20 protein-coding genes and 1 pseudogene are annotated in these 20,405 nt (G+C 70.1%); 12 read left to right on the forward strand and 9 right to left on the reverse strand.

Features of this window, described 5'->3' with window-relative positions; translation table 11 throughout:
* Nucleotides 1-34 precede the first annotated feature (34 nt).
* Entirely contained in the window at nt 35-1,246 is a 1,212-nt protein-coding gene (locus tag ACGF3C_RS11260; protein ID WP_393221034.1) for an MFS transporter, read from the forward strand.
* Here the strand turns inward: ACGF3C_RS11260 and ACGF3C_RS11265 are convergent.
* On the reverse strand, nt 1,243-2,445 hold the full coding sequence (locus tag ACGF3C_RS11265) for an MFS transporter (RefSeq protein ID WP_357222060.1): 1,203 nt from the start codon (nt 2,443-2,445) through the stop codon (nt 1,243-1,245). The two genes, ACGF3C_RS11260 and ACGF3C_RS11265, sit on opposite strands and share 4 nt — an antisense overlap.
* A 122-nt stretch (nt 2,446-2,567) precedes the next feature.
* On the reverse strand, nt 2,568-3,437 hold the full coding sequence (locus ACGF3C_RS11270; protein ID WP_393221037.1) for a fructosamine kinase family protein: 870 nt from the start codon (nt 3,435-3,437) through the stop codon (nt 2,568-2,570).
* 98 nt (nt 3,438-3,535) lie between these two features.
* Here ACGF3C_RS11270 and ACGF3C_RS11275 point away from each other — a divergent pair, with 98 nt between their 5' ends.
* Together ACGF3C_RS11275 and ACGF3C_RS11280 are read left to right on the forward strand one after the other, a co-directional pair.
* A complete protein-coding gene (locus ACGF3C_RS11275; protein WP_393221040.1) occupies nt 3,536-4,573 on the forward strand; it encodes a serine hydrolase domain-containing protein in 1,038 nt (345 codons plus the stop codon).
* Between the two features lie 42 nt (nt 4,574-4,615).
* Nucleotides 4,616-5,986 (forward strand): serine hydrolase domain-containing protein, encoded by a 1,371-nt coding sequence (locus ACGF3C_RS11280; protein ID WP_393221043.1) that lies wholly within the window; start codon nt 4,616-4,618, stop codon nt 5,984-5,986.
* 410 nt (nt 5,987-6,396) lie between these two features.
* Here ACGF3C_RS11280 and ACGF3C_RS11285 read toward each other — a convergent pair whose 3' ends face one another.
* The 3 genes from ACGF3C_RS11285 to ACGF3C_RS11295 form a co-directional block, all read right to left on the reverse strand.
* Nucleotides 6,397-6,987 carry a DinB family protein gene (locus tag ACGF3C_RS11285; RefSeq protein WP_355006956.1) on the reverse strand — a complete coding sequence of 197 codons (591 nt, stop codon included), beginning with the start codon at nt 6,985-6,987 and terminating at the stop codon, nt 6,397-6,399.
* Between the two features lie 90 nt (nt 6,988-7,077).
* Nucleotides 7,078-8,283 (reverse strand): cellulose binding domain-containing protein, encoded by a 1,206-nt coding sequence (locus ACGF3C_RS11290; protein WP_393221047.1) that lies wholly within the window; start codon nt 8,281-8,283, stop codon nt 7,078-7,080.
* A 283-nt stretch (nt 8,284-8,566) separates the two neighbouring features.
* Nucleotides 8,567-9,526 (reverse strand): PaaX family transcriptional regulator C-terminal domain-containing protein, encoded by a 960-nt coding sequence (locus ACGF3C_RS11295; protein WP_393221050.1) that lies wholly within the window; start codon nt 9,524-9,526, stop codon nt 8,567-8,569.
* A gap of 93 nt (nt 9,527-9,619) precedes the next feature.
* On the opposite strand from ACGF3C_RS11295, the gene ACGF3C_RS11300 reads away from it, so the two are divergent.
* The 4 genes from ACGF3C_RS11300 to ACGF3C_RS11315 all read left to right on the forward strand — a co-directional run bounded on the left by ACGF3C_RS11300 (nt 9,620) and on the right by ACGF3C_RS11315 (nt 11,432).
* A complete protein-coding gene (locus ACGF3C_RS11300) occupies nt 9,620-10,117 on the forward strand; it encodes a YcxB family protein (protein WP_357222045.1) in 498 nt (165 codons plus the stop codon).
* 119 nt (nt 10,118-10,236) lie between these two features.
* Nucleotides 10,237-10,611 (forward strand): cupin domain-containing protein, encoded by a 375-nt coding sequence (locus ACGF3C_RS11305; protein ID WP_355006953.1) that lies wholly within the window; start codon nt 10,237-10,239, stop codon nt 10,609-10,611.
* Between the two features lie 65 nt (nt 10,612-10,676).
* A complete protein-coding gene (locus tag ACGF3C_RS11310) occupies nt 10,677-10,889 on the forward strand; it encodes a hypothetical protein (protein ID WP_357222043.1) in 213 nt (70 codons plus the stop codon).
* A gap of 126 nt (nt 10,890-11,015) precedes the next feature.
* Nucleotides 11,016-11,432 carry a VOC family protein gene (locus ACGF3C_RS11315; protein WP_357222041.1) on the forward strand — a complete coding sequence of 139 codons (417 nt, stop codon included), beginning with the start codon at nt 11,016-11,018 and terminating at the stop codon, nt 11,430-11,432.
* Nucleotides 11,433-11,447: 15 nt separating this feature from the next.
* Here the strand turns inward: ACGF3C_RS11315 and ACGF3C_RS11320 are convergent, their stop codons facing one another.
* The gene (locus tag ACGF3C_RS11320) at nt 11,448-12,410 is read right to left on the reverse strand and encodes an NAD-dependent epimerase/dehydratase family protein (RefSeq protein ID WP_393221055.1); all 963 of its coding nucleotides are present in this window, start codon (nt 12,408-12,410) and stop codon (nt 11,448-11,450) included.
* A 76-nt stretch (nt 12,411-12,486) separates the two neighbouring features.
* On the opposite strand from ACGF3C_RS11320, the pseudogene ACGF3C_RS11325 reads away from it, so the two are divergent.
* Nucleotides 12,487-13,414, forward strand: a pseudogene (locus tag ACGF3C_RS11325) (IS5 family transposase).
* Between the two features lie 82 nt (nt 13,415-13,496).
* Here the strand turns inward: ACGF3C_RS11325 and ACGF3C_RS11330 are convergent.
* Entirely contained in the window at nt 13,497-14,951 is a 1,455-nt protein-coding gene (locus ACGF3C_RS11330; protein WP_357222039.1) for an alkaline phosphatase PhoX, read from the reverse strand.
* 179 nt (nt 14,952-15,130) lie between these two features.
* Here ACGF3C_RS11330 and ACGF3C_RS11335 point away from each other — a divergent pair, with 179 nt between their 5' ends.
* From ACGF3C_RS11335 to ACGF3C_RS11345, 3 genes are read left to right on the forward strand one after another with little or no spacing between them, the layout of a single operon-like run.
* A complete protein-coding gene (locus ACGF3C_RS11335) occupies nt 15,131-15,928 on the forward strand; it encodes an ATP-binding cassette domain-containing protein (protein WP_357222037.1) in 798 nt (265 codons plus the stop codon).
* The gene (locus tag ACGF3C_RS11340) at nt 15,925-16,686 is read left to right on the forward strand and encodes an ABC transporter permease (RefSeq protein WP_357222035.1); all 762 of its coding nucleotides are present in this window, start codon (nt 15,925-15,927) and stop codon (nt 16,684-16,686) included. Before ACGF3C_RS11335 ends, ACGF3C_RS11340 begins: the two co-directional genes overlap by 4 nt.
* Nucleotides 16,687-16,732: 46 nt before the next feature.
* Nucleotides 16,733-17,512 carry a MerR family transcriptional regulator gene (locus tag ACGF3C_RS11345; RefSeq protein WP_357222033.1) on the forward strand — a complete coding sequence of 260 codons (780 nt, stop codon included), beginning with the start codon at nt 16,733-16,735 and terminating at the stop codon, nt 17,510-17,512.
* A 7-nt stretch (nt 17,513-17,519) separates the two neighbouring features.
* Here the strand turns inward: ACGF3C_RS11345 and ACGF3C_RS11350 are convergent, their stop codons facing one another.
* Nucleotides 17,520-18,110 carry a VanZ family protein gene (locus ACGF3C_RS11350; protein ID WP_393221061.1) on the reverse strand — a complete coding sequence of 197 codons (591 nt, stop codon included), beginning with the start codon at nt 18,108-18,110 and terminating at the stop codon, nt 17,520-17,522.
* 92 nt (nt 18,111-18,202) lie between these two features.
* On the opposite strand from ACGF3C_RS11350, the gene ACGF3C_RS11355 reads away from it, so the two are divergent.
* On the forward strand, nt 18,203-18,763 hold the full coding sequence (locus ACGF3C_RS11355; RefSeq protein ID WP_357222029.1) for an alpha/beta fold hydrolase: 561 nt from the start codon (nt 18,203-18,205) through the stop codon (nt 18,761-18,763).
* Nucleotides 18,764-18,828: 65 nt separating this feature from the next.
* Here the strand turns inward: ACGF3C_RS11355 and ACGF3C_RS11360 are convergent, their stop codons facing one another.
* A complete protein-coding gene (locus ACGF3C_RS11360; protein ID WP_393221064.1) occupies nt 18,829-20,307 on the reverse strand; it encodes an arabinofuranosidase catalytic domain-containing protein in 1,479 nt (492 codons plus the stop codon).
* Nucleotides 20,308-20,405 lie beyond the last annotated feature (98 nt).

Below are 20,405 nucleotides of genomic sequence, written 5' to 3' on the forward strand. Positions count from 1 at the left end.
CTTATGGCGTGCGGGCGGGGCTAGCGTCAGACGGGTGACCAGTTACCGGCAGGTGCTCGCCGTGCCAGGGATGGCACCGCTGCTGGGCGTCTCACTGCTCGCCCGCACCGCGATAACCGCCGACGTCATGGCGCTTACCCTCTTCGTCGTCCTCGGCCTGGAGCTGAGCTACGCGGCGGCGGGCGGGGTCGCGGCGGCGCTGACCGCCGGAGTGGCACTGGGTGGGCCACTGCTCGGCCGCATGATCGATTTGCGGGGCCTGCGTCCCGTCCTGCTGGTGACCGCCGGCGCGCAGGTCGTGTTCTGGCTGGGCGTGCCGGTCCTGCCGTACGGGTTCCTGCTGGTCGCCAGCTTCGTGGCGGGCCTGCTGATGGTGCCGGCCCAGGCGGTGAGCAGGCAGGCGATCGCCGCGATGACGACGTCGGAGCAGCGCCGGGCCGCGTTCGCGCTGGAAGCCGTGCAGGGCGAGCTGTCGTACATCGTGGGGCCGGCGGTGGTGATCCTGGGCGCGGCGACGGTGTCCCCCGACGCGGTGGCCTGGGGGGTCGGCGCCGCGATCCTGGCCGGCGGCGTCGGAATCGCCGTGCTCAACCCACCGATGCACGCTCGGGACGAGGCGGAGGCCGCCACCGCGGAACGACCCCCACGACGGCAGTGGCTGAGCGCGAGGATGATCGCCGCGCTGACGATGGCGTGCGGGACGACGACGCTGCTCAGCGGCGTCGATCTCGCCATCGTCGCCACGCTGCGAGAGGCGGGTCAGGTGTCCTGGGCCGCCGTGGTCGTCGTGGTGTTCGGCGTGTCGTCGGTCATCGGCGGGCTGGTCTACGGCGCGCTGACCCGGCCGCTGCCCACCTGGCTGCTGCTCGCCCTGCTCGGGCTCGTGACGATTCCCGCCGGACTGGCTCACGACTGGCCCTGGCTGTGCGTGGCCGTCGTGGGAAGCGGCCTCCTCACCGCGCCGACCCTTGGCTCGGTGGCCGACGCGGTGAGCCGCCTGGCGCCGCCCGGCGCGCGCGGCGAGGTGACGGGTCTGCAATCGTCGGCGCAGAGCGCCGGTTTCGCGCTCGGATCCCCGCTCATCGGTGCCGCGATCGACCTCTCCGTGCCGGCGGCCGGTTTCGCGGCGGCCGGTCTGGCCGGCCTGGCCGCCGCGGGGACCGGATACCTGCTGTCCGGCCGATCACCCGCGCGACAACGTCGCCGGGCGATGCCGGGGACCACCGCAGGTCGGCCAGCGCACTAGGTGTTCTCTCCGTGGAGGTCGGAGACACGGCTGGCGGGTGCGGTGCGGTTGCGGCGGGCGTCCACGGCGAGCAGCGTGAGCGCGGCCAGCGTCAGCAGTCCGCCGGCGAGCGCCAGCGGGCGTGCCCCCGAGGCGGGCAGGAGGGCACCGCCGAGCAGTGATCCGCCGGCGATGCCGGCGTTGAAGGCGACGCTGACCCCGGCCGACGCGATGTCGGTGCTGCCCGGGGCCAGGTGCAGCATCCGGTTCTGCACGGCGGAGCCGAACGCCGCGTACGCGAGGCCGATCCCGGCGAGAAGCGCGACCACGCCCGGCTTGAGCGCGCCGAGCGCGTGCAGTCCGAGCAGCGAGGCCGTACCGATGCCCAGCGGCGTCAGCAGCGAAGCGATCGGTCGGGTGTCCAGAGTCCGGGCCGCGACCAGGGTGCCGACGACGCCGGCCGCGCCGGAGACGAACAGCAACGGCGCCAGCACCGCGTCGGCGAAGCCGCTGACGTCGAGCAGGAACGGTGTCACGTAGGTCTGCAGGGTCATGAAGCCGCCGATGCCGAGGGCGGTGGCGGTCAGCAGGACGGCAAAGCGCCGGCCGTCCGGTGCGCTTCCCCGGGCAGCGCCGCCGGCGGCCGGGGGATAGGAGGGCAGAAGGAGCAGCACCGCGGCGGCGATCACCACCCCGATCCCGGCCAGCACCGCGAACGCCGCCCGCCAGCCGGCCTGCTGCCCGAGCCAGGTGCCGAGGGGTACGCCGAGCACCGGGGCGAGCGTCGCCCCGGTCGCGAACAGCGCCACCGCCCGACCGCGTACCGCGACCGGGAACGGCCCGATCACGGTCGCCGTGGCGACGGACCAGAACAGCGCCTGGGCGAGGGCGGTCACCAGGCGGGTGCCGGCCAGTACGGCGTACGTCGGCGCGAGCGCGGCGGCGGCGTTCGCGGCGGCGAACAGGAGCATCGTGACGCCGAGCAGGTGCCGCCGGGGGACCCGCTGGGTCAGTCGGGTCAGCGGCACGGACGCCAGCACCACCACGATTGCGTACCCACTGACCAGCAGGCCCACCTGTGAGCGGGACCGGTCCAGATCGGGCGCGATGCGGGTCAGCAGACCGACGGGCAGCAGTTCGGTCGTGATGAACGCGAACGCGGCCAGGGAGAGCGTGACGAGCACGGCCCTGGCCCTTCGTGGCGACATCTCCGGTGCCATGATCCACCCCCATCCCAGGGGGTCACCGTAATCGAGGGCCCGGCCCCGCTCCGCTGGCGGGTCTCGGCGGCCGGGCGAGATCGGCCGGGCCGGTCTCCGTGGTCGGCCGCCGGGCCCTTCGATCAGGATCGCGTCCGGAACGGGGCAAGGACGTCGCGGATCTGGTCGGCCGCGCCCCAGTCGTCGTCGAACTGAGCCAGCACGGCGAGGTGTTGTCGCAGCTGGATGACCGGCATCCGGGCCTCCCAGTCGGCGTCGAGCGAGGTCAGCTCCGCGTAGACGTCGAACATCCGTCGTGCCTCGGGCGGAGGCGAGGTGGACCACACGTGCGCGAGGTCGACCTCGGCCCACAGGTACGACACGGCCGGGTCGATCAGCGCCGGCTCTCCGTCCGTGGTGGCCAGGACGTTCTGTGCCCACAGGTCGCCGTGCGTCAGGCACGCCGGACGCTCCGGCAGCAGGTCGGGCAGCCGGTCGCAGAGCCGTTCCAGCGCCGACCGGTCCTCCGCGTCGAGCGCGGCCTCGACGCGGGGCTCGTCGAGCCAACGCAGCAGCCGGTGCTCGGCGAAGAAGGCGAAGCCGTCGTCGTTCCACGTGTTGACCTGACGGCGACGGCCCAGCCAGTTGTCGTGGTGCCAGCCGAAACGGGGATGGGTCGTGCTCAGGTGCAGGCGGGCGAGCAGGTGTGCGAACTGCTCCCAGAAGGCCTCGCTGCGCGGCCTCTCGCGCAACACCGACAACACCAGTACGTCCCGATCCGCCAGGATCACCTCGGGTGTCGCCACGCCGCCCAGGTCGCGCAGTGCGGCCAGCCCTTCGGCCTCGGCGACGAAGACGTCGTCGGCCGGCGGGTCGGCGAACGCCTTGACGAACACCGGCGGGGCATCCCGGCGGGTGGCGATGCCCGCGAGAGCCGCGAGCCCGCCGGTCACCGGCCGCACAGCGACGACCTCGCGCATACCGGCCAGGTGCAGACGTTCCAGCAGGGTCACGGGGACGCTCCTCATCTCCGGCGTACGAGGTCGCCCGATCCTATGTGGCTGGTCACGGCTCGCCCGGCCGGCGGCGGGGGTGTTGGACACTGCTGGGCATGGGTGATGTGGCGGTGGATCAGCAGCGGCTGGAGCGGACCCTCCAGGAGTTCGGTACCCGGTGGACCAGAGACGCCGCCGACATCGAGACCTACCTGGCCGCACAGGTCGCCGACGCGAGCCACCGTGAGGTCGTCGGCCCGCTGCGTGCCGCCAGTGGGGCCAGTGGTGTCGTCCGGGTCGGTGGTCGGGAAATCGCGGCCTGGGGCGACCCGGACGTCCCGGAGATGGCGTTCAGCGTCACCAAGTCGGTCGTGTCGGTGGTGGCCGGCCTGGCCTTCGACGACGGGCTGCTGGTGCCGGACCAACCGGTGCACCAGGTCGTCGACGTTGCCGAGTTCCGGGGACCGCACAACGAGCAGATCACCTGGCGTCATCTGCTGCAACAGTCGAGCCAGTGGGAGGGCGAGCTGTGGGGTAAGCCGACGAGCGTCGACGCGCAGAGCTTCCGCGAGCGGACCGAGGTGCACGGCACACCCCCGGGCCAGGGGTGGGCGTACAACGACGTACGGATGAACCTGCTCGCGTACGCGCTGACGCTGCTGTTGCGCAGGGCGCTGCCGGAGGTGCTGCGGGAGCGGGTCATGGACCCGGTGGGCGCCTCGGACCGGTGGTCGTGGCACGGGTACCGGACGAGCGTCGTCGATCTCGACGGTCGCCGGGTCGAGGTGGTCTCCGGCGGCGCGCACTGGGGTGGGGGACTGATCGTCCCGGCCCGGGACCTGGCCCTGATCGGGCAGCTCTTCCTGGACCGCGGGACCCATGCGGGGACCCGGCTGCTCAGCGCCGAATGGGTTGACCAGTCCTGGGCCCCGTGCCCTGTGAAACGGGAGTACGGCTACCTGTGGTGGCTCAACGATGAGCAGGTGCCGTGGCCCGGAGCCCCGTCGACCGGCCGCAGTGCCCGGGGCAACGGCGGACGACACCTGCTGTGGGTCGACCCGGCCCGGGAGCTCGTCCTCGCCTCCCACTGGACCGAGGAACCGCTCGATCTGATCCGGGAAGTCTCTCGTACCGTCACGAGCCCCACCGGTTAACGGGTGTTGATCCGCTGGTAGGCGCGGTCGAGAATCGACGTCGTGGAGGACGTGGATCTACCGCAGGACTGGGTCTCGCTGCTGGGCCAGCTCGACCGGCAGGTGTCGTCCGGGCTGCTCTCACCGGACACGGCGGCGTTGCCCGAGCTGATGAGCAGCTACGACGTGCCGGGGGTCAGCATCGCCGTCGGCCACGTGAGCGGGCAGGTGTGGGCGGCAGGGTTTGGCGTCATGGCGGTCGGGACGTCGAGTCCGGTGACCGTGAGCACCGCCTTCGCAGCCTGTTCGATCAGTAAGCATGTCGCGGCGTTCGGTGCGCTGCGACTGGTCCAGGCCGGTGTCCTGGATCTCGACGCCGACATCGGCGAATACCTCACCTCGTGGCACCTGCCCGGCCGCGAAGACCAGCAGGGAGTCACGGTACGACAACTGCTGGCACAAACTGCCGGGCTGTCCGACACCTGGTACCGCGGCTACGCCGCACGTCGCGCCCCGTCGCTATTGCAGGTCCTGGAAGGCGGCGGCGCGACGACTACCGCACCGGTTCGGCCGACCCTGTTGCCGGGTAGCCGCTTCCGGTATTCGGGCAGCCACTACTCGGTGCTCCAGCAGCTGATGGTGGACGCGACCGGCACCCCGTTCGAGGACCTCCTGCGAACTCTGGTGCTGGAACCGCTGGCCATGGCCGACAGCGGCTTCGACCAGCAGTTTCCACACCAGCGACCGGATCAGGTGGCGCATGGCCACCACGGCGGCGGCACCAGGATTCCTGGCGGCTGGCGAACGCAACCGGAGCTGGCCGCGGCCGGACTGTGGAGCACCCCGACCGACCTGCTCCGGCTCGACCTCGAAATCGCCCGAGCCGTCTCGGGAGGTTCGAAGCTGCTTGACCGCGACCTGGCCACCCAGATGTGCACACCGCAGATTCCTGGCGGCAGCTACGGCCTCGGTACCGAACTCGACGACCGCGCCGAGCGTCGGCGTTTCGGACACACCGGGTTGAACGTCGGCTACACCTGCTTCTCCTACGTGTGGCCCGACAGCGGCACCGCGGTGGCGGCGATGACCAACTCCGAGGATGGCTGGGAGCTGCTGGTCAGCATCCGCGCCGCCGCAGACCGTCGCTACGCCACCACCAGAGTCACCGCCGCGCCGCCTGCCGACGTCACGGGCCGCTACGTGCTGCGCGACGACTACCCGATCGACATCGAGTTCACCGACCGCCAGCTGACCTTCGCCGCTGCGACCCAGCAGCCGGTTGTCCTCCTGGCGGATTCGGACGGTCGCTACCGACACCCGGACCTCGATCTGGAGGTCCGGTTCGTCCGGACCGACGACCAGCCCTACGTCCTCGAACTGCGTCAGGAAGGGGTCACGCAGACCGCGAGGCCAGCAACCGAGCAAGCGGAGTAGCCAGGTGGGCCACGTCGTCGGGTGGTCAGGGTCGGTTGTGGACGAACCAGGCGTCACCGGCCGGCAGGGCGACGGCGACCTCCCATCGGCTCAGTTCGAGGTTCGGAGCGAGCGCCTTGAGGTGACCGGCGCAGGTCGGCGTCGGCGAGCAGCCGGTCGTACAGCGCCCGCTCCAGCACCGAGACTGGTGTCGGCAGCACCACGTCCGGCACCAGGTCGGTCAGGTCGACGCCGGTCGTGCCACGCGCGTAGAACCCGATCTCGTCCTCGTCGACCTGTTGGTCCTCGCTGTAGTGGCGGTTGGATGGTGCCCGACGGGCCGTGCCCGATCGGCAGGCCGGCCAGGAGGGTGCCCCGGAAGGCCGCTTCGATCTGGTTGAGGTCGTCTCGCACGCCGACAGCTTTGCCGATCACCCGAACTGGTCGGCAAGCTTCGTCAGCTTGCTGACATACGCCGGCCAGTCGTAGTCGTCGGGGATGTTGCTGTTGTTCCGCCCGAGGCCGACCACCGTGTCGTGCTGTTCGCGCATGATGTCGGCGTGCCCGGCGTGGCGCGCGAGGTCGCAGGTCACGTGGATGATGATCCGCTGTAGCGTCACGTCCTGCCGACCTGGCTGCCACCACGGCACCTGCCCCGGCGCGTCGAGCGGCAGCTGCTCGATCGTCTGGTCGGCGAACGCCCCGACCCGGCGGTACAGGTCGATCAGCCCGTCCTTCGTCTCGTCCTCACGGGCGTACCAGTCGGCCTGCGGGTCCTCGTCGAACGCCGCCAGCGGGACCAGCTCGTCGGGCGTCGGGAACTCGCGGCCGAAGGTGGGCCCGAAGTAGCCGGCCTCGACGTTGAGGCAGTGCTTGGCCACGCCCAGCAGGTTGTTTCCGGTCGCCGTGCGGGGCAGCCTGACCTCCCGTTCGCTGAGCCCGTCGAGCTTCCAGATGAGGTCTTCGCGGTTGCCCCGGAGGTAGTGGTGCAGCGCGGCCTTCGCATCGCTCAGATCAGCCATGCCCGCCAGTCTTCCCTATCCGCCGGGGTCGGCGGGCCGGTGCCGGGGCACCGGCACCGGCCCGCCGAACGACTCGACGTGTCCGTGGCGTCAGCTTCCGGCGCAACTCGCTGTGGTTCCGCTGCCGCTGCCGGTGCCCTGGAAGCCGAAACTGGTGGCTTGACCTGCGGCCAGTCGCCCGTTGTAGCTCTGGTTGGCGACCGTGATGGTTCCGCTGGTGCCGCTGCTGACCCCGTTCCAGAGCGAGCTGACCGACGCGCCGCTCGGCAGGGTGAGGGTGACCCGCCAGCCGGTCAGTGGGGCGTTCCCCGCGGTGACGCTGACGTTGGCGACGAAGCCGCCGTTCCACTGGTCCTGGACAGCGAAGACAGCGGTGCAGCCAGGCGTGCCGGTCGGCGGCGGCGTCGTGGGTGGGGGCGTCGTGGGCGGGGGCGTGGTGGGTGGCGTGCCGTCGTCGAGCGTCAGGTTCTTCTGCTGGACGCTCCACTGAGTGCGGCACAGACCGCAGTCGGCGCCGACGAAGGTGCGGCCGGCGGTGGTGTCGCCCTTCAGGCGCCACTTGAAGTAGAGGGTCGCCACCCGGCCGAACTCCCCGCCGTTGGTCTGGTCGTAGGTGCCGCCGTGCCCGACGTTCAGGTTGCCCATGAAGGCGGGCAGGCCGGCGGGCAGCTTGCCCCAGTCGTCCATGGCGTTCGGGTAGGCGATGTCGCTGGGCCCGCCGACGAAGTAGGCGATCGGCTTGGTCAGTCTCCTGAGCTGGTAGTCGTCGGCGTCGTTGAGCAGACCACTGCTGAAGATGCCGGTCGTGGTGACGTGCGGGTCGTTCGAGACGGCGTACGCCTCCAGGCCTCCGCAGGAGAAGCCCGCGACGGCGACCTTGCTCGTGTCGATCTTGTTGTAGTACTTGCTGCCCTGCCGGGAGTTCTCCGCGACCGCCCAGTCGATGGACTGGGTGAGCATCTGGGAGGTGGTGGAGCCGGATCCGTTCGGGGCGCCGTTGGCGATGGCGAGGAAGCCGTGGGAGGCGATCTCGCGGAGGAAGTTGCCCTGGGAGAGCCCGTTGGCCGAGCACCCGCCGTTGCCCCACACGACGATGGGTAGGCGTTCGGAGGGGAGGGTCTGCGGCCGGAAGATGGTGTGGTTGGCCAGGGTGGCCGAGGTTTCGTAGTCGGCGGGGTAGGGGCCGGAACCGCCGATGGCGGCGGACGCCGGTGTCCCGCTGAGCGCCATGATCACCGAGGTGACCGGGACGATGGCGGCCGCCAGCCCCGCGTAGATCTTTGCTCGCCTTCTCATTGAATCCTCCAGGAACAGTCACGGTGGCGCTCCCTGCGGCGGCGGGTGTGTCACTCGCGCCCCGACGAGAGGTGGTCAGCGCTGGCCACGGGTCTGGTCGACGTGGGCGCGTCGCGGCCCGTGCGGCGGCCGTGCCCCCGGTCGCCACTGCCCGCTCATTCGGCGCCGGCGACCGCCCGGCCGCGGTCCCTACAGGCGCTCCGATGGGAGCTGTATGCAGTTACTATCACTGTCGCAACGAAAAGTGTCAATGTCTTGTTGGCTCTGACCGGCCGCGACGTCGTCAGCCGGCGAGGGGGCCGCTGCCGTGCTTTCCGCCGGTCGGCTCCGGCCGCGAAAGATCCCCCGACGCCTGGAAGTGGGTGATCCACGAGGCGGCATCCGGCCAGTGCGGAGTTGCCACCTCGACCAGGCGCGCCTGAGCGAGCGAGCCGAGCGTGGTGTGGACGTCGAGGAAGGTCTCCCTGGCCTCCTGGCGAGGCCAGGGCTGCGGCAGCAGGTGCGGGGGGAGGTCCGGGTCGACGTCGGCGAACTTGCGCCAGGAATCCATCGCGGAGGTCCGGGCCACCAACGCCCGGGCCGGGTCCACCTCCCCGTTGCGCGCGGCCGCCCGCAGCTCCGCGTACTGCTCGACGAAGATCGAGTACGCGGACGCGAGACTCGTCAGGTCGTACGCGGAGGCCGGCCCGTGCGGCCCCGCCTCCTCGTCGAACCGAGCGTGCAGGACCGACCACCGGGCACCCTCGACGTGGTGCAGCAGCGCGTGAAGCGCCTCCCGCGCCGGCGAGGCGTCGGATCCCGGCCGGATCCACACGCTGTCGTACAGGCCCACGAAACCCAGTGCGGTCAACGACCTGCGGAGCGCATGACGGGACGCCTGGCCGGCGTTCGGAACGGAGAAGGAGGCCAGCACCCATTCGCCGGTCCAGGGCGTCGGGTGGGAGCCGAAGTTCAGAAAGTGCCGCATCCGGGAGCGGTGCTTGGCGATCGCCTGCGGTGTGAGGTGGTAGACCGGCGACCGGCCCTTTCTCCGCGTCGCGATGAGACCACGCTTGACCAGCCGGGACAGCGCGGTACGGGCGCTGGACTCGCTGATCCCGAACTCCCGCAGAATCGCGATCACCGCCGCCGACGGCAGGTCGGCGTCGGAGGAGTCGAGGTACTCGCCGAGCACTGTCGTCAGCAGATGCTGCGGGCTCGACCCCGCCTGGGCCCGGGGCACTCGGACGTCGTCGGCGTTCACCTCATCAGACTGCCGCACCCGGATGGCCGAGGCTTGGCAGGTGGAGCGGGGCAAGGCGCTCTCCCGGGCGGGCGGAGGCACTATCGTTCTGGCGTGCAGATCCGTTTCGACGTCCCCGCCGATCCCGCCTACCCGAGCCGGGTGGCCGCGGCGCTCGGCAACGTCCGGCTACGCAGATTCGGCTACATCGGGGCGGTCCTGACGGCGGTCGGGGTCATCGGTCTCGTCGTCTCGCGAGGGCTCGGGTGGGGCGAGCGGAGTTCGCCGCTGTGGACCGCGCTGGTCGTGGGCGGCGTGCTGTCGATGCTGTACCGGCCGTGGGTGCTGGCCCGCGCCCGACGCCGTTCCGGTAACTACGCCGTCGAGGGCGCCTACGACATCACCGAGGACAACATCATGATGCGCAGCGGCTCGGAGTCCGGCGGCATCGCCTGGGACGGGGTTGCCCAGGTGCGCGAGGCCGGAGATTTCTGGGTCGTGTACGTCGGCCGAATGCCGGCGACCGTGATCCCCCGCTGGCTGATGTCCCCCGAGGATGCCGAGACGTTGCGCGCGCACATGTCCGAACGAGGGCTGCTGCCCCGTCGGTGAACTGGGCTGCCGCCCCCTGTCGGCATCCCCGCCCCTGATCGCCCGCGGCTACCTATTCTCGACTGGGATGCACCAGTCCGAGTAATGGCCGTCGGCCCGACGGCTCACAGGAGGCCGTCATGAGCACCAAGGATCGACCTGCGGGGATCAGCCCCACAGCGGTGGAATCAGCACCAGGGCTGTGGCGGATCGATCTGCAACGGCACGACCTCAGCATCCCCGGGCGGGAGGTCATTCAGACTCGGGTGGAGTTCACGCCCGATTCGCCGCCATTCAAGCATTTCCACCCCGGCGAGGAGATCATCTGCGTTCTGCAGGGAACGCTCGAATACCGGCTGGACGGGCAGCCACCCATGGTGTGCAACCCCGGCGACGCGCTCACGGTCCCGTACGGCGTGCACCACCAGGCTCGCAACGTTGGCGACGGTATCGCTGTCGAACTGGCCACGTACGTCGTCGAGAAGGGGAAACCACTTCTCACCAAGGTGGAGTGAGCACCCGCGGCCGGTCATCGATCACCGCCGTTTGCGCGATCGGCGCGCTGGGCAGAAGCCAAACCATGACGAATGAACGGGTGAAGTCTGTCGGTCGTTACACCATGCGGATCCTCGGCGTACTGGCGATCGTCGTGGGCGTGCTGGGGGTCGTCTCCAGCCTGGCCCAGAGCAACCTCGTCGGGGTGATCCTCGGCGTCATCTTCGTCGCCGGCGGAGCGGTCCTGGTCAAGCGCTCTGGCGCGGCGGCGACACCGAGGACGCACACCACGCACTGACGTGTGGGGGTTCATGGCCGCCGTGGTCGTCGCGTGCATGACGTCGTCGGCGCCCCGGGTGTGATGCGCTCCCTAGCGCCTGGGGTGAGAGGACAGCGGCGGCAGCGTGACTCATAAGGTGAACGGATGTCGGTCAAGCAGGTACAAGTGACATTCGACTGCGCCGAGCCGGTGCGCGTCGGCCTCTTCTGGTGTGAGGTGCTGGGGTACGTTCCGCCGCCGGCCCCGGAAGGGTTCGCCTCCTGGGAGGATGTCAATTCCGAGCAGGGTTCGTGGTTCGCGTGCAGTGACCCGTCGGGGGTGGGCCCGCGCCTGTACTTCCAGCGGGTGCCCGAGGGCAAGGTCGTCAAGAACCGGGTGCACCTCGACGTGCGGGTCGGCACCGGGCTGGTGGGCGAGGAGCGCCTGGCCGCCCTCGAGGCCGAATGCGCGCGGCTGATCCCGCTCGGCGCGGTACGCGGGCAGTTGTTGCTCGCCGACGGCGAGAACGAGTCGTGCCTCAACATGCAGGACGTCGAGGGCAACGAATTCTGCCTCGACTAGGCCGTGTCTCGTGGATCAGGAAGAGGCGATTCGGTCCAGGAGGGCTGCTTCGCGGGCGGGGTTGAGGCCGCCGATATTCGGGACGTCCGGCGTTGAGCGCAGCCAGGCCCAGGTGTCGGCGACGGTTTGCACGACCGGGCGGCAGCGTAGCCCCGCCGCGTGCGCCCGGTCGGTGTTCGTCTCGTGCAGTCCCCGCACCGGCGACCCGTCTGGGATCCATATCGGTAGCTCCGACCACGGCTGCACGCCCGCGGCCAATATCGTCTCCGGCTCGGCCCAACGCAGCCGCGCGGCCGAACCGGTGGCCTCGCGGCACGCCTCCAGCAACTCCGCCATGGTGGTGTGCCCCGGTCGGCTCACGGCGTTGAACGTGCCGCTGACCTCGTCGCGGGCCGTGTCCAGTAGCCATCCGGCGAGATCGCGCACGTCGATGTACTGCAGCGGCAGGTACGGTGGCCCTGGGGCGAGCACATCCCCGCCGCGGGCGACCCGCCGCAGCCACCACACCAGCCGCGTCGGGTGCTCGTGCGGCCCCAGCACCAGCCCAGCCCGGGCGACCAGCGCCCGCATGCCGTACACATCCCGCACAGCGTGCTCGGCCGCGAGCTTGTCGCCGCCGTAGTCGTCGCCCGGCGCCACCAGCGGTGCGTCCTCGTCGAGCCCGGCCGGCAGTGGTTGGCGGTAGACGGACCGGCTGGAGACGTACACGTAGCGGCTCGTGGCGTCGCGCAGCACGTCGGCGGCGTCGCGGACCGCCTCAGGCGAGCCGTCCCAGGTGTCCACGACGACGTCCCACGGCTGGTCGGCGATTGCGGCGACGCCGCCGGTGCTGCGGTCGCCGAGCACGGAACTCACTCCGGCGGGAGGGGTGCCGCTCACCCCACGGTGGAACACCGTGACCTGCCAGCCCCGATCCACGGCCGCTGCCGCGATCGCTCGGCCTACGAACCGCGTACCGCCGAGTATCAGCACCCGCACTGGCTCACCCCCGTCCGCGCCGAGCCTAGAGCGCGCCTCGTGGATCGGCGAGCCGCGAGCTGGTATCACGTTTGTCGTGACCGGACGGTTTGAGCTCACCGATGCCGAGTGGGAATTGCTGAAGCCGCTGCTGCCCGCGGATCCGCAGCGTGGCGGCCGCTGGCGTGATCACCGTACGACGATCTCGGGGGATCTTGTTCCGGGAGCGGACCGGGATCCCGTGGCGTGACCTGCCCGCCCGGTTCGGCCCGTGGAAGACCGTCTACCAGCGCAAACGACGGTGGGCGCTGGATGGGACGTGGGCGGCGGTCTCTGACGCGCTGCGCGTCGACTGCGACGCCGAGGAGGGCGACGACTGGACCCTCGGGGTGGACTCGACCGTGGTCCGGGCGCACCAGCACGCCGCCGGTGCCCGCCACGAACTGCCGAAAGAGCTGGCCGAGGACGCCGCGGTGGGTAAAGGGGGCGGCCGGCATCGGGCGAATCGGGTGATCGTGAGGCGCTCGGTCGGTCCCGCGGCGGGCTGAGCACGAAGCTGCACCTGGCCGCCGACCGCCGGTGCCGGCCGGTCAGTCGGACCCTGACCGCCGGGCAGCGCCACGACAGTGTCGGGTTCGCCAAGGTCATGGACGGTGTCCGCGTCCGGCGGCGGGTCGGCCGGCCGCGGACCCGGCCGGGCCGGGTGCTGGCCGACAAGGCGTACACGAACAAGAAGATCCGTGCCGAGCTGCGCCGCCGCAAGATCGCAGCGGTGATCCCGGAGAAGAAGGACCAGGTCACCGCTCGGGCGGCCAAGGGTAGCCGTGGCGGCCGACCGCCAGCCTTAGACCGTGAGCTGTATCGGCAGCAACGTCGTCGAGCGGGCGATCAACAAGCTCAAGCAGTTCCGGGCCGTTGCCAGCCGCTACGACAAGCGAGAGTTCATGTACCAGGCCGCCGTCGACGTCGCCACGATGAAGATCTGGCTACGCGACCTCTCGCGAGATCCACGAGACAGGGCCTAGTGCCGCCCGCCGCGCGTCTCCAGAGCGCGGAATAGCCTGCTGAGGGCCGGGCTGATCGCCCGGCCCTCACATTCGGGCTCGCTCAGCCCAGGTACTTCTCCCAAGGGCCGGTGATGGCCAGGGTGAGGCCCGGGTCCTGCATGTTGACGAAGAGCACCTTGCCGTCCGCGCTGAAGGTCGGCCCGCAGAACTCCGAGTCGTTGAGCTGGTTACGGGCGATCGCGTACGTGGGCCCGCCCGGGATCGTGCTGAGCACGTGCGAGGCGCCGGACCCGTCCTCGGCGAGCACGAGGCTTCCCCACGGGGTGACCGTCACGTTGTCCGGGCCGTCGAAGGTGATGTCGGTGTACTTGACCGGCGTGCCCTCCTCGGACTGGGTCTGGTGCGGGAAGTACGTCACGAGCTGGATGGTCTGGTCCTTGAAGTTGTAGAACCAGACCATTCCATCGTGCGGTGCCGCGTCCGCCGGCAGGTCACCCTCGTCCCAGGCGTACGAGTTGACCACGTACACGCCCTCGTCGGTGGCCCACACGCCCTCGAACTTGCGTCCGCGGGTGACCTGGCCGTCGGCGAACTGCTCGCGTACCGACCTGGTGCGCGCGTCGCGGTCCGGCACCTCGATCCAGCGGACCGGGAAGGGGCGGCCCAGCTGGGCGGAGGTCAGGTAGGCGACGTCCGGCAGCACCGAACCGTCATCCATGATGATCTGCATCGCGGCGAGGACGCCGGCGTTCGGTGCGAGGCGGGTGAGCACGCCCGGGCCCAGCTTGACGCCGTGCGGCGCCGTCCAGCGGTAGAAGAGGCCGTTGGGCTCGTCGGCGTCCTCGGAGAGGTAGACCCGGGTGCGGTCCTTGTCGACGGCCACTGCCTCGTGGGAGTAGCGGCCCAGGCACTTGATCGGCTTCGGGTCGGCGCTGCCGTCGGCCCACACCTCGAAGACGTAGCCGTGGTCCTTCTGGTAGACGCCGGAACGGCTGCCCTCTTCCCACGTGTCGCCGGCGCGGTCCTCGGCCTCCTCGCAGGTCAGCCAGGTGCCCCAGGGAGTCGGCCCGCCGGCGCAGTTGGAGATGGTGCCGGAGAGCGCCACGAACTCACCGAGGTTGCGGCCCGCGAGGTCCGTCTTGATCACGGTGCAACCGCCGGCGTCGACGGCGCCCGCGTCGTAGACAGTGCCCTTGACGTGCGGCACGCCGAACTCGGCGCCTGGGTCGATCTCGTGGTTCTGGATCAGGGTGTACCGGCCGTGGCCGCCGTCGTAGACGGCCATGCCGTCGTGGTCCGACGGGGTGGTGCCCTGGCCGCGGTCGAGCCGGGTGACACCGGTCCGGGTGACCACCGTGTAACGGAAGCCCTTGGGCAGGGCCAGAATTCCCTTGGGATCGTCCACGAGCGGCGGGAAGGGCACAGTGCCGGGCTTCACCGGCGGGTGCGGCCGGGCCGGGCTGGCCTGGGCCAGGGACGGCAGGCCGCCCGCGACGGCAATGCCGACGCCGGCGGCGGCGCCACTGGCGAGAAAGGTACGACGAGACGAAGGCACGTGGATCAACTCCTGGTCCAGGCAAGTGCGACGACTGGCAGCCAACTCCTTCGGGTGGACAGCGACACGTCACCAGTGGGATCGGGTGGTGACATCGGAGTTAAGAGTCAGGGTCGCGCACGCGTCGCCGGGCCATCGGGCTTGACCTTGACGCTGCGTCAACCCTCCATGCTGCCGCCATGAGCAATTCGCACACAACAGCTCAGACCGAGCAGGCCGCGATCCACGTGCTTGGTCTGGAGAAGTCGTTCAAGCAGCTCAAAGTGCTGCGTGGCGTCGACGTCGACGTAGCGCGGGGCAGCATCTTCGCCCTGCTCGGCTCGAACGGTGCCGGCAAGACCACAGTCGTGAGGATCCTGGCCACGCTCCTACGGGCCGACGGCGGGACCGCCCGGGTCGCCGGCTTCGACGTGGCGACCCAGGCCGCCGACGTACGGCAGTCGGTCAGTCTCACCGGGCAGTTCGCGGCGGTCGACGAGATCCTCACCGGGCGGGAGAACCTGATCCTGGTCGCCCGGCTGCGCCACCTCAGGGAGCCCGGTTCGATCGCGGACGACCTGCTGAGGCGCTTCTCGCTCACCGAAGCGGGCACCCGGCGGGTACGGACCTACTCCGGCGGTATGCGTCGCCGTCTCGACATCGCGATGAGCCTGATCGGGAACCCGCCGGTCATCTTCCTCGACGAGCCGACGACCGGGTTGGACCCGGAGGCGCGCATCGAGGTGTGGCAGGCCGTGAAGGAACTCGCCAGTGGCGGCACGACGGTGCTGCTCACCACCCAGTACCTCGACGAGGCCGAACAACTCGCCGACCGGATCGGGATCCTCCACGAGGGACGGATCATCGTGAACGGCACTCTCGACGAGCTCAAGCAACTCCTGCCACCCGCCGAGATCGAGTACGTCGAGAAGCAGCCGACCCTCGAGGACGTCTTCCTCACCCTCGTTGGCGCCAAGACCGAGAAGGAACAACGATGAACAGGCACTTCCTCGGCGACACCACGGTTCTGCTGGGACGCTCACTGCGCCACATCGCCCGCAGCCCGGACACCATCATCACCACCGCCGTCATGCCGATCGCCTTCATGTTGCTGTTCGTCTACGTCTTCGGCGGCGCGATCGAGACCGGCTCCGACTCGTACGTGAACTATCTTCTCCCCGGCATCCTGCTCATCACTGTCGCCTCGGGCATCTCGTACACCGCCTTCCGGCTCTTCCTGGATATGCAGGGCGGCATCTTCGAACGGTTCCAGTCCATGCCGATCGCACGATCCGCGGTGCTCTGGGCGCACGTGTTGACCTCACTGGTCGCCAACCTGATCTCGTTGGTCGTCGTCGTCCTCGTCGCCCTGCTCATGGGCTTCCGCACCGGGACGAGCGTGCTGGGGTGGCTCGCCGTGGCCGGCATCCTGGTGCTGTTCACCCTGGCGCTGACCTGGATCGCCATCATTCCCGGCCTGACCGCCCAGTCGGTGGACGGCGCGAGCGCCTTCTCGTACCCCCTGGTCTTCCTGCCGTTCGTCAGCTCGGCCTTCGTGCCCACCGCGTCGATGCCCGGCCCGGTGCGCGCCTTCGCGGAGCACCAGCCGGTGACCGCCATCGTCAACGCGATCCGCGACCTCTTCGCGCAGAAGCCGGTCGGATCGGGCATCTGGACCGCCCTCGCCTGGTGCGTCGGCATCCTCGTGGTGGCCTACCTCTTCGCCAACCTGACCTACCGTCGCAAGATCTCCTGAGCGCGATCTGAGGGGGGCCGAGCGACTCGAGGGGCAGGATCAGGACATGCTGACGATCAGTCAACTCGCGGCGTACGCCGGCGTCACGGTGCGGGCGGTACGGCACTACCACCAGATCGGCCTGCTGCCGGAGCCCGAGCGGGACGCCTCGGGCTACCGGCGGTACAGCGCAGGGGCGGTGGTGTCCCTCATCAGGATCCGAATTCTCGCCAACGCCGGCGTGCCGCTGTCCCAGATCGGTCAGATGCTGGAGGCCGACGCGTCGACCTTCGCGGCCGCGGTCGAGGAGATCGACAGGCAACTGGGCGACGAGATCGCACGACTGGAGACCAGCCGGAAGCAGATCGCGCAACTCGCTGCCGGGGATCGTCTGGCGCTCGCGCCGGAGGTGACCGCCTACCTCGACCGGCTCCGGGACATTGGCGTCTCGGAGCGGGTGGTGGCGGGTGAGCGGGACAGCTGGATCCTGATGTCGGCCCGCTGGCCCGATCGGGTCCGCGAGTGGATGCCCGGCAAGATCGCGCAGCTCGACGACCCGCAACTCATTCGGCTCTATCGGATCCTGTCGGAGATCTTCGAGAGCGACACCAGCGACGACGCGTGTCTGGTGGAGGCCGCCGACATCCTGGCGAGCCTCGCCGAGCAGGCATACCGCTCCGGTGAGATCGACCTCGGTGAGGTGGCGAAGGACGATCTACCGTTCGACCTTCTGGACGCGCTGGCCGTCGAGGCGGACCCGCGGGTGAAGCGACTGCTGAGTCTGATGCGCGAGCGCGGCTGGGATGGTCTGGCGCGGCTGGAGCGGCTGGCAGAGCCGTCCACCTGATCGACTGTCAGCACTGTTGGTGGTTCACAGCGGGCGAATCCGCGGGGCTGGTGCAGGTGTCGCGCCACCAGCGGCGGGACGCCAGCGCGGCCAGCCCGGCGCCGGCGGCGTTGAGCAGGACGTCATCCACCGACGACACCCGGTCGAGCCGAAGAACGTACTGGGCGGTCTCGACCAGGACCGAGCAGCCGGCCGCGAGAGCCAGGATGCGCGGCACCGACGCCAGCGCCGGGAACCGCAGCGGCGCGAGGAACCCCAGGGCTCCGAAGACCAGCAGGTTGCCGACGACCTGGACCGTCGCCGTCAGCGGCCCTCCGTCGGAGAAGATCGTGAGCAGGTCGCGCAGCGGCACCACTGCCACCCGGCCGGGGACCGCGCCGGCCTGATCACCTGGCAGCATGATCATCCATACCCAGGGGACCGTGCCGTAGACGATGCCCACATCGGCCAGCGACGTGCGCCATGCCGACGTGACGCCGGCGGCACGTCGGCGGCGGGCCAGGGACCACACCACCAGCACTGCCAACGGCAGGACGATGACCGTGATCAGGACGACGCCGTTGAACGTACCGAACCAGCCGTGCCAACCCCTGATCATCCGACCCCGCTCTCGCCAGCCCCGAAACCTACCGGGCCCACGTCGTGGGCGTTCGCCCGTTTGTGGCACCCGCACGTCGGGCACACGGATGCGTGGCGATTGAACGAGTCCCGCAGATCCTGATGATTCAGGGGGCCGGTGCCGGCGTGCACGACGAGTGGGACGACAAGCTGGTCGACAGCCTGCGCCGGGAACTCGGGGACGCGTACGAGGTCCGCTACCCGCGGATGCCCGACGAGGACGACCCGAGTTACGCCACCTGGGGCGTGGCCGTCCGGCGGGAGATCGCGGCCCTGGACGAGGGCGCGGTCCTGGTGGGCCACTCGGTGGGCGCGACGATCCTCGTCCACACGCTCGCCGAACGGCCACCGGAGCGGGCGCTGACCGCGATCGTGCTCATCGCCGCCCCGTTCGTCGGTCCTGGCGGCTGGGCCGGTGACGAGTTCGAGCTGCCGAACGACCTCGGCGCGAGGTTGCCGTACGGGGTGCCGGTGCACGTGTTCCACGGGCTCCAGGACGACACCGCGCCACCGTCACACGCCGACCTGTACGCCGGTGTCATTCCGCAGGCGCGTCTGCACCTGCTGCCCGGGCGCGATCACCAGCTCAACGAGGATCTGAGCGAGGTGGCGAGGGTGATCCGGCGCGACTAGGTCGTCGGTAGTGCCGCCCCCGGCGGTTGTGCGGGAGCGGCACTACCGATCAATCGTGCGGTGGGTCAGCTACGGGTGGACCACTGCTGGTTGGTGCCGCCGTTGCAGGCCCAGAGGATGATCTTGGTGCCGTTGGCGGTGCCGGCGGCGTTGGCGTCGAGGCACAGCCCGGACTGCACACTGGTGATGGTGCCGTTGCTGTTGACGTTCCACTGCTGGTTGTTCTGACCGTTGCAGTCCCAGATGATCACCTGGGTGCCGTTGGTGGTGCCGCGGCCGGAAGCGTCCAGGCACTTGTTGCCGTACACCTGGAGTTGTTTGCCAGCGGTGTAGGTCCAGCGCTGCGCGGTGCTGTTGCTGATGCAGTCCCAGAGCTGGACCTGGGTGCCGTTCGTGGTGCTGGCGTTCGGCACGTCGACGCAGCGGCTGGACTGGCCGCCCACCACCTGGACGTTCTGTTGCGGGTTGCCGCCGCCGGTCGGCGCGTAGGCGGCGGCGTTGATGTTGGCCTGGACGGCGTTCTCGGTGGCCGCCGTCGGGTATCCGGAGGTCAGTACGCCCTCGAAGAAGGTGCCGCGACCGGTGATGCTGTTGTCACCGCCGATGCCGAGCAGGATGGCGCCCTCCTTCTTCATCGGGTGGTAGCCGTTGGGGCGTGGCCCGTCGAAGTAGGTCGTCAGGCTGCCCGACTGGGCGTTCCCGCCCCGGATCGCCCAGTGGTTCGGCTCGCCCTTGACCATGGCGGTGACGAAGCGGTGGTTGATCGACGCGATGTTGTTGTAGCCAGCGTTGACGCCGGAGAACAGCCCCCACTCCAGGTCGGCCATGATCCAGGGACCGGCCCCGGCCCCGTAGCCCCACTGCTTGTTGGCGCCGAAGTAGACGGTCTCCATGATGGCGCGTTCGTCGGCGAGGCTGTTGGTCTGCGCGTTGCCGTAGTCGAAGCAGCACCACTGGTTGTAGTGCGTGCCGTCGACGACCGCGTAGATGCCCTCGGGCTGGTCGCCGGTCGCGACACCGTTGGTGTTGTTGTTGCGGTAGCCGGTGCCGGGGGCGATGTAGACGCCGTACGCCTTCTGCCCGCCGACGGTGACCGGGGCCGCCTTCGCGTCGGCGAGGTTGTCCCAACCGCCGGGGGCGGGGCCGGCGAAGCCGCCGGGGGGAGCCTGGGTGAGGCGGTTGTTGCGGCCGGACTGGTCGTAGATGATCGTGATGGCGCAGTTGGTGTTGGCGCAGAACGTGTCCTGGGTGGCGGCGTTGGCGTAGCCGCCCTCGCTGAGCACGCCGACGTCGCGGGTGGTGTTGTCCGACGATCGTCGGACCTGGTAGAGCGGGCCGTTGTACGCGCCGTACAGCGCGCGGGTGGTGCTGTGCGCGGCCACGCACGGCGTGCCGCCGGAGGCGTAGATGTCACACGGACCGGTGCCGGCGGCGTGGGCGACGCCCGGGGCGTCCGAGACCACGTAGGCGCCGGCGCCGACGACGAGGACCAACAGGGTCCCGGCGGCGGCCATCAGGCGACCCAGCTTTCTCTGCACGTTCATCGGATCCTTTCGGGTGCGTGGTGGGGGTGAGGTGTGGCGATGGAATTGACGTCACACGTCATACCTGTGACATTAATGGTCGTCCATCTATTGACGCT

This window comes from Micromonospora sp. NPDC047762, from assembly GCF_043204655.1.
Taxonomy (GTDB): Bacteria; Actinomycetota; Actinomycetes; order Mycobacteriales; family Micromonosporaceae; genus Micromonospora.

What these genes read in the sequence shown, in the direction of transcription:
- ACGF3C_RS11265 (WP_357222060.1), bottom strand. Translation starts at nt 2,445, where the DNA reads ATGGCACCGGAGATGTCGCCACGAAGGGCCAGGGCCGTGCTCGTCACG.
- ACGF3C_RS11275 (WP_393221040.1), top strand. Translation starts at nt 3,536, where the DNA reads ATGGGTGATGTGGCGGTGGATCAGCAGCGGCTGGAGCGGACCCTCCAG.
- ACGF3C_RS11285 (WP_355006956.1), bottom strand. Translation starts at nt 6,987, where the DNA reads ATGGCTGATCTGAGCGATGCGAAGGCCGCGCTGCACCACTACCTCCGG.
- ACGF3C_RS11290 (WP_393221047.1), bottom strand. Translation starts at nt 8,283, where the DNA reads ATGAGAAGGCGAGCAAAGATCTACGCGGGGCTGGCGGCCGCCATCGTC.
- ACGF3C_RS11305 (WP_355006953.1), top strand. Translation starts at nt 10,237, where the DNA reads ATGAGCACCAAGGATCGACCTGCGGGGATCAGCCCCACAGCGGTGGAA.
- ACGF3C_RS11310 (WP_357222043.1), top strand. Translation starts at nt 10,677, where the DNA reads ATGACGAATGAACGGGTGAAGTCTGTCGGTCGTTACACCATGCGGATC.
- ACGF3C_RS11315 (WP_357222041.1), top strand. Translation starts at nt 11,016, where the DNA reads ATGTCGGTCAAGCAGGTACAAGTGACATTCGACTGCGCCGAGCCGGTG.
- ACGF3C_RS11335 (WP_357222037.1), top strand. Translation starts at nt 15,131, where the DNA reads ATGAGCAATTCGCACACAACAGCTCAGACCGAGCAGGCCGCGATCCAC.
- ACGF3C_RS11340 (WP_357222035.1), top strand. Translation starts at nt 15,925, where the DNA reads ATGAACAGGCACTTCCTCGGCGACACCACGGTTCTGCTGGGACGCTCA.
- ACGF3C_RS11345 (WP_357222033.1), top strand. Translation starts at nt 16,733, where the DNA reads ATGCTGACGATCAGTCAACTCGCGGCGTACGCCGGCGTCACGGTGCGG.
- ACGF3C_RS11350 (WP_393221061.1), bottom strand. Translation starts at nt 18,110, where the DNA reads ATGATCAGGGGTTGGCACGGCTGGTTCGGTACGTTCAACGGCGTCGTC.
- ACGF3C_RS11360 (WP_393221064.1), bottom strand. Translation starts at nt 20,307, where the DNA reads ATGAACGTGCAGAGAAAGCTGGGTCGCCTGATGGCCGCCGCCGGGACC.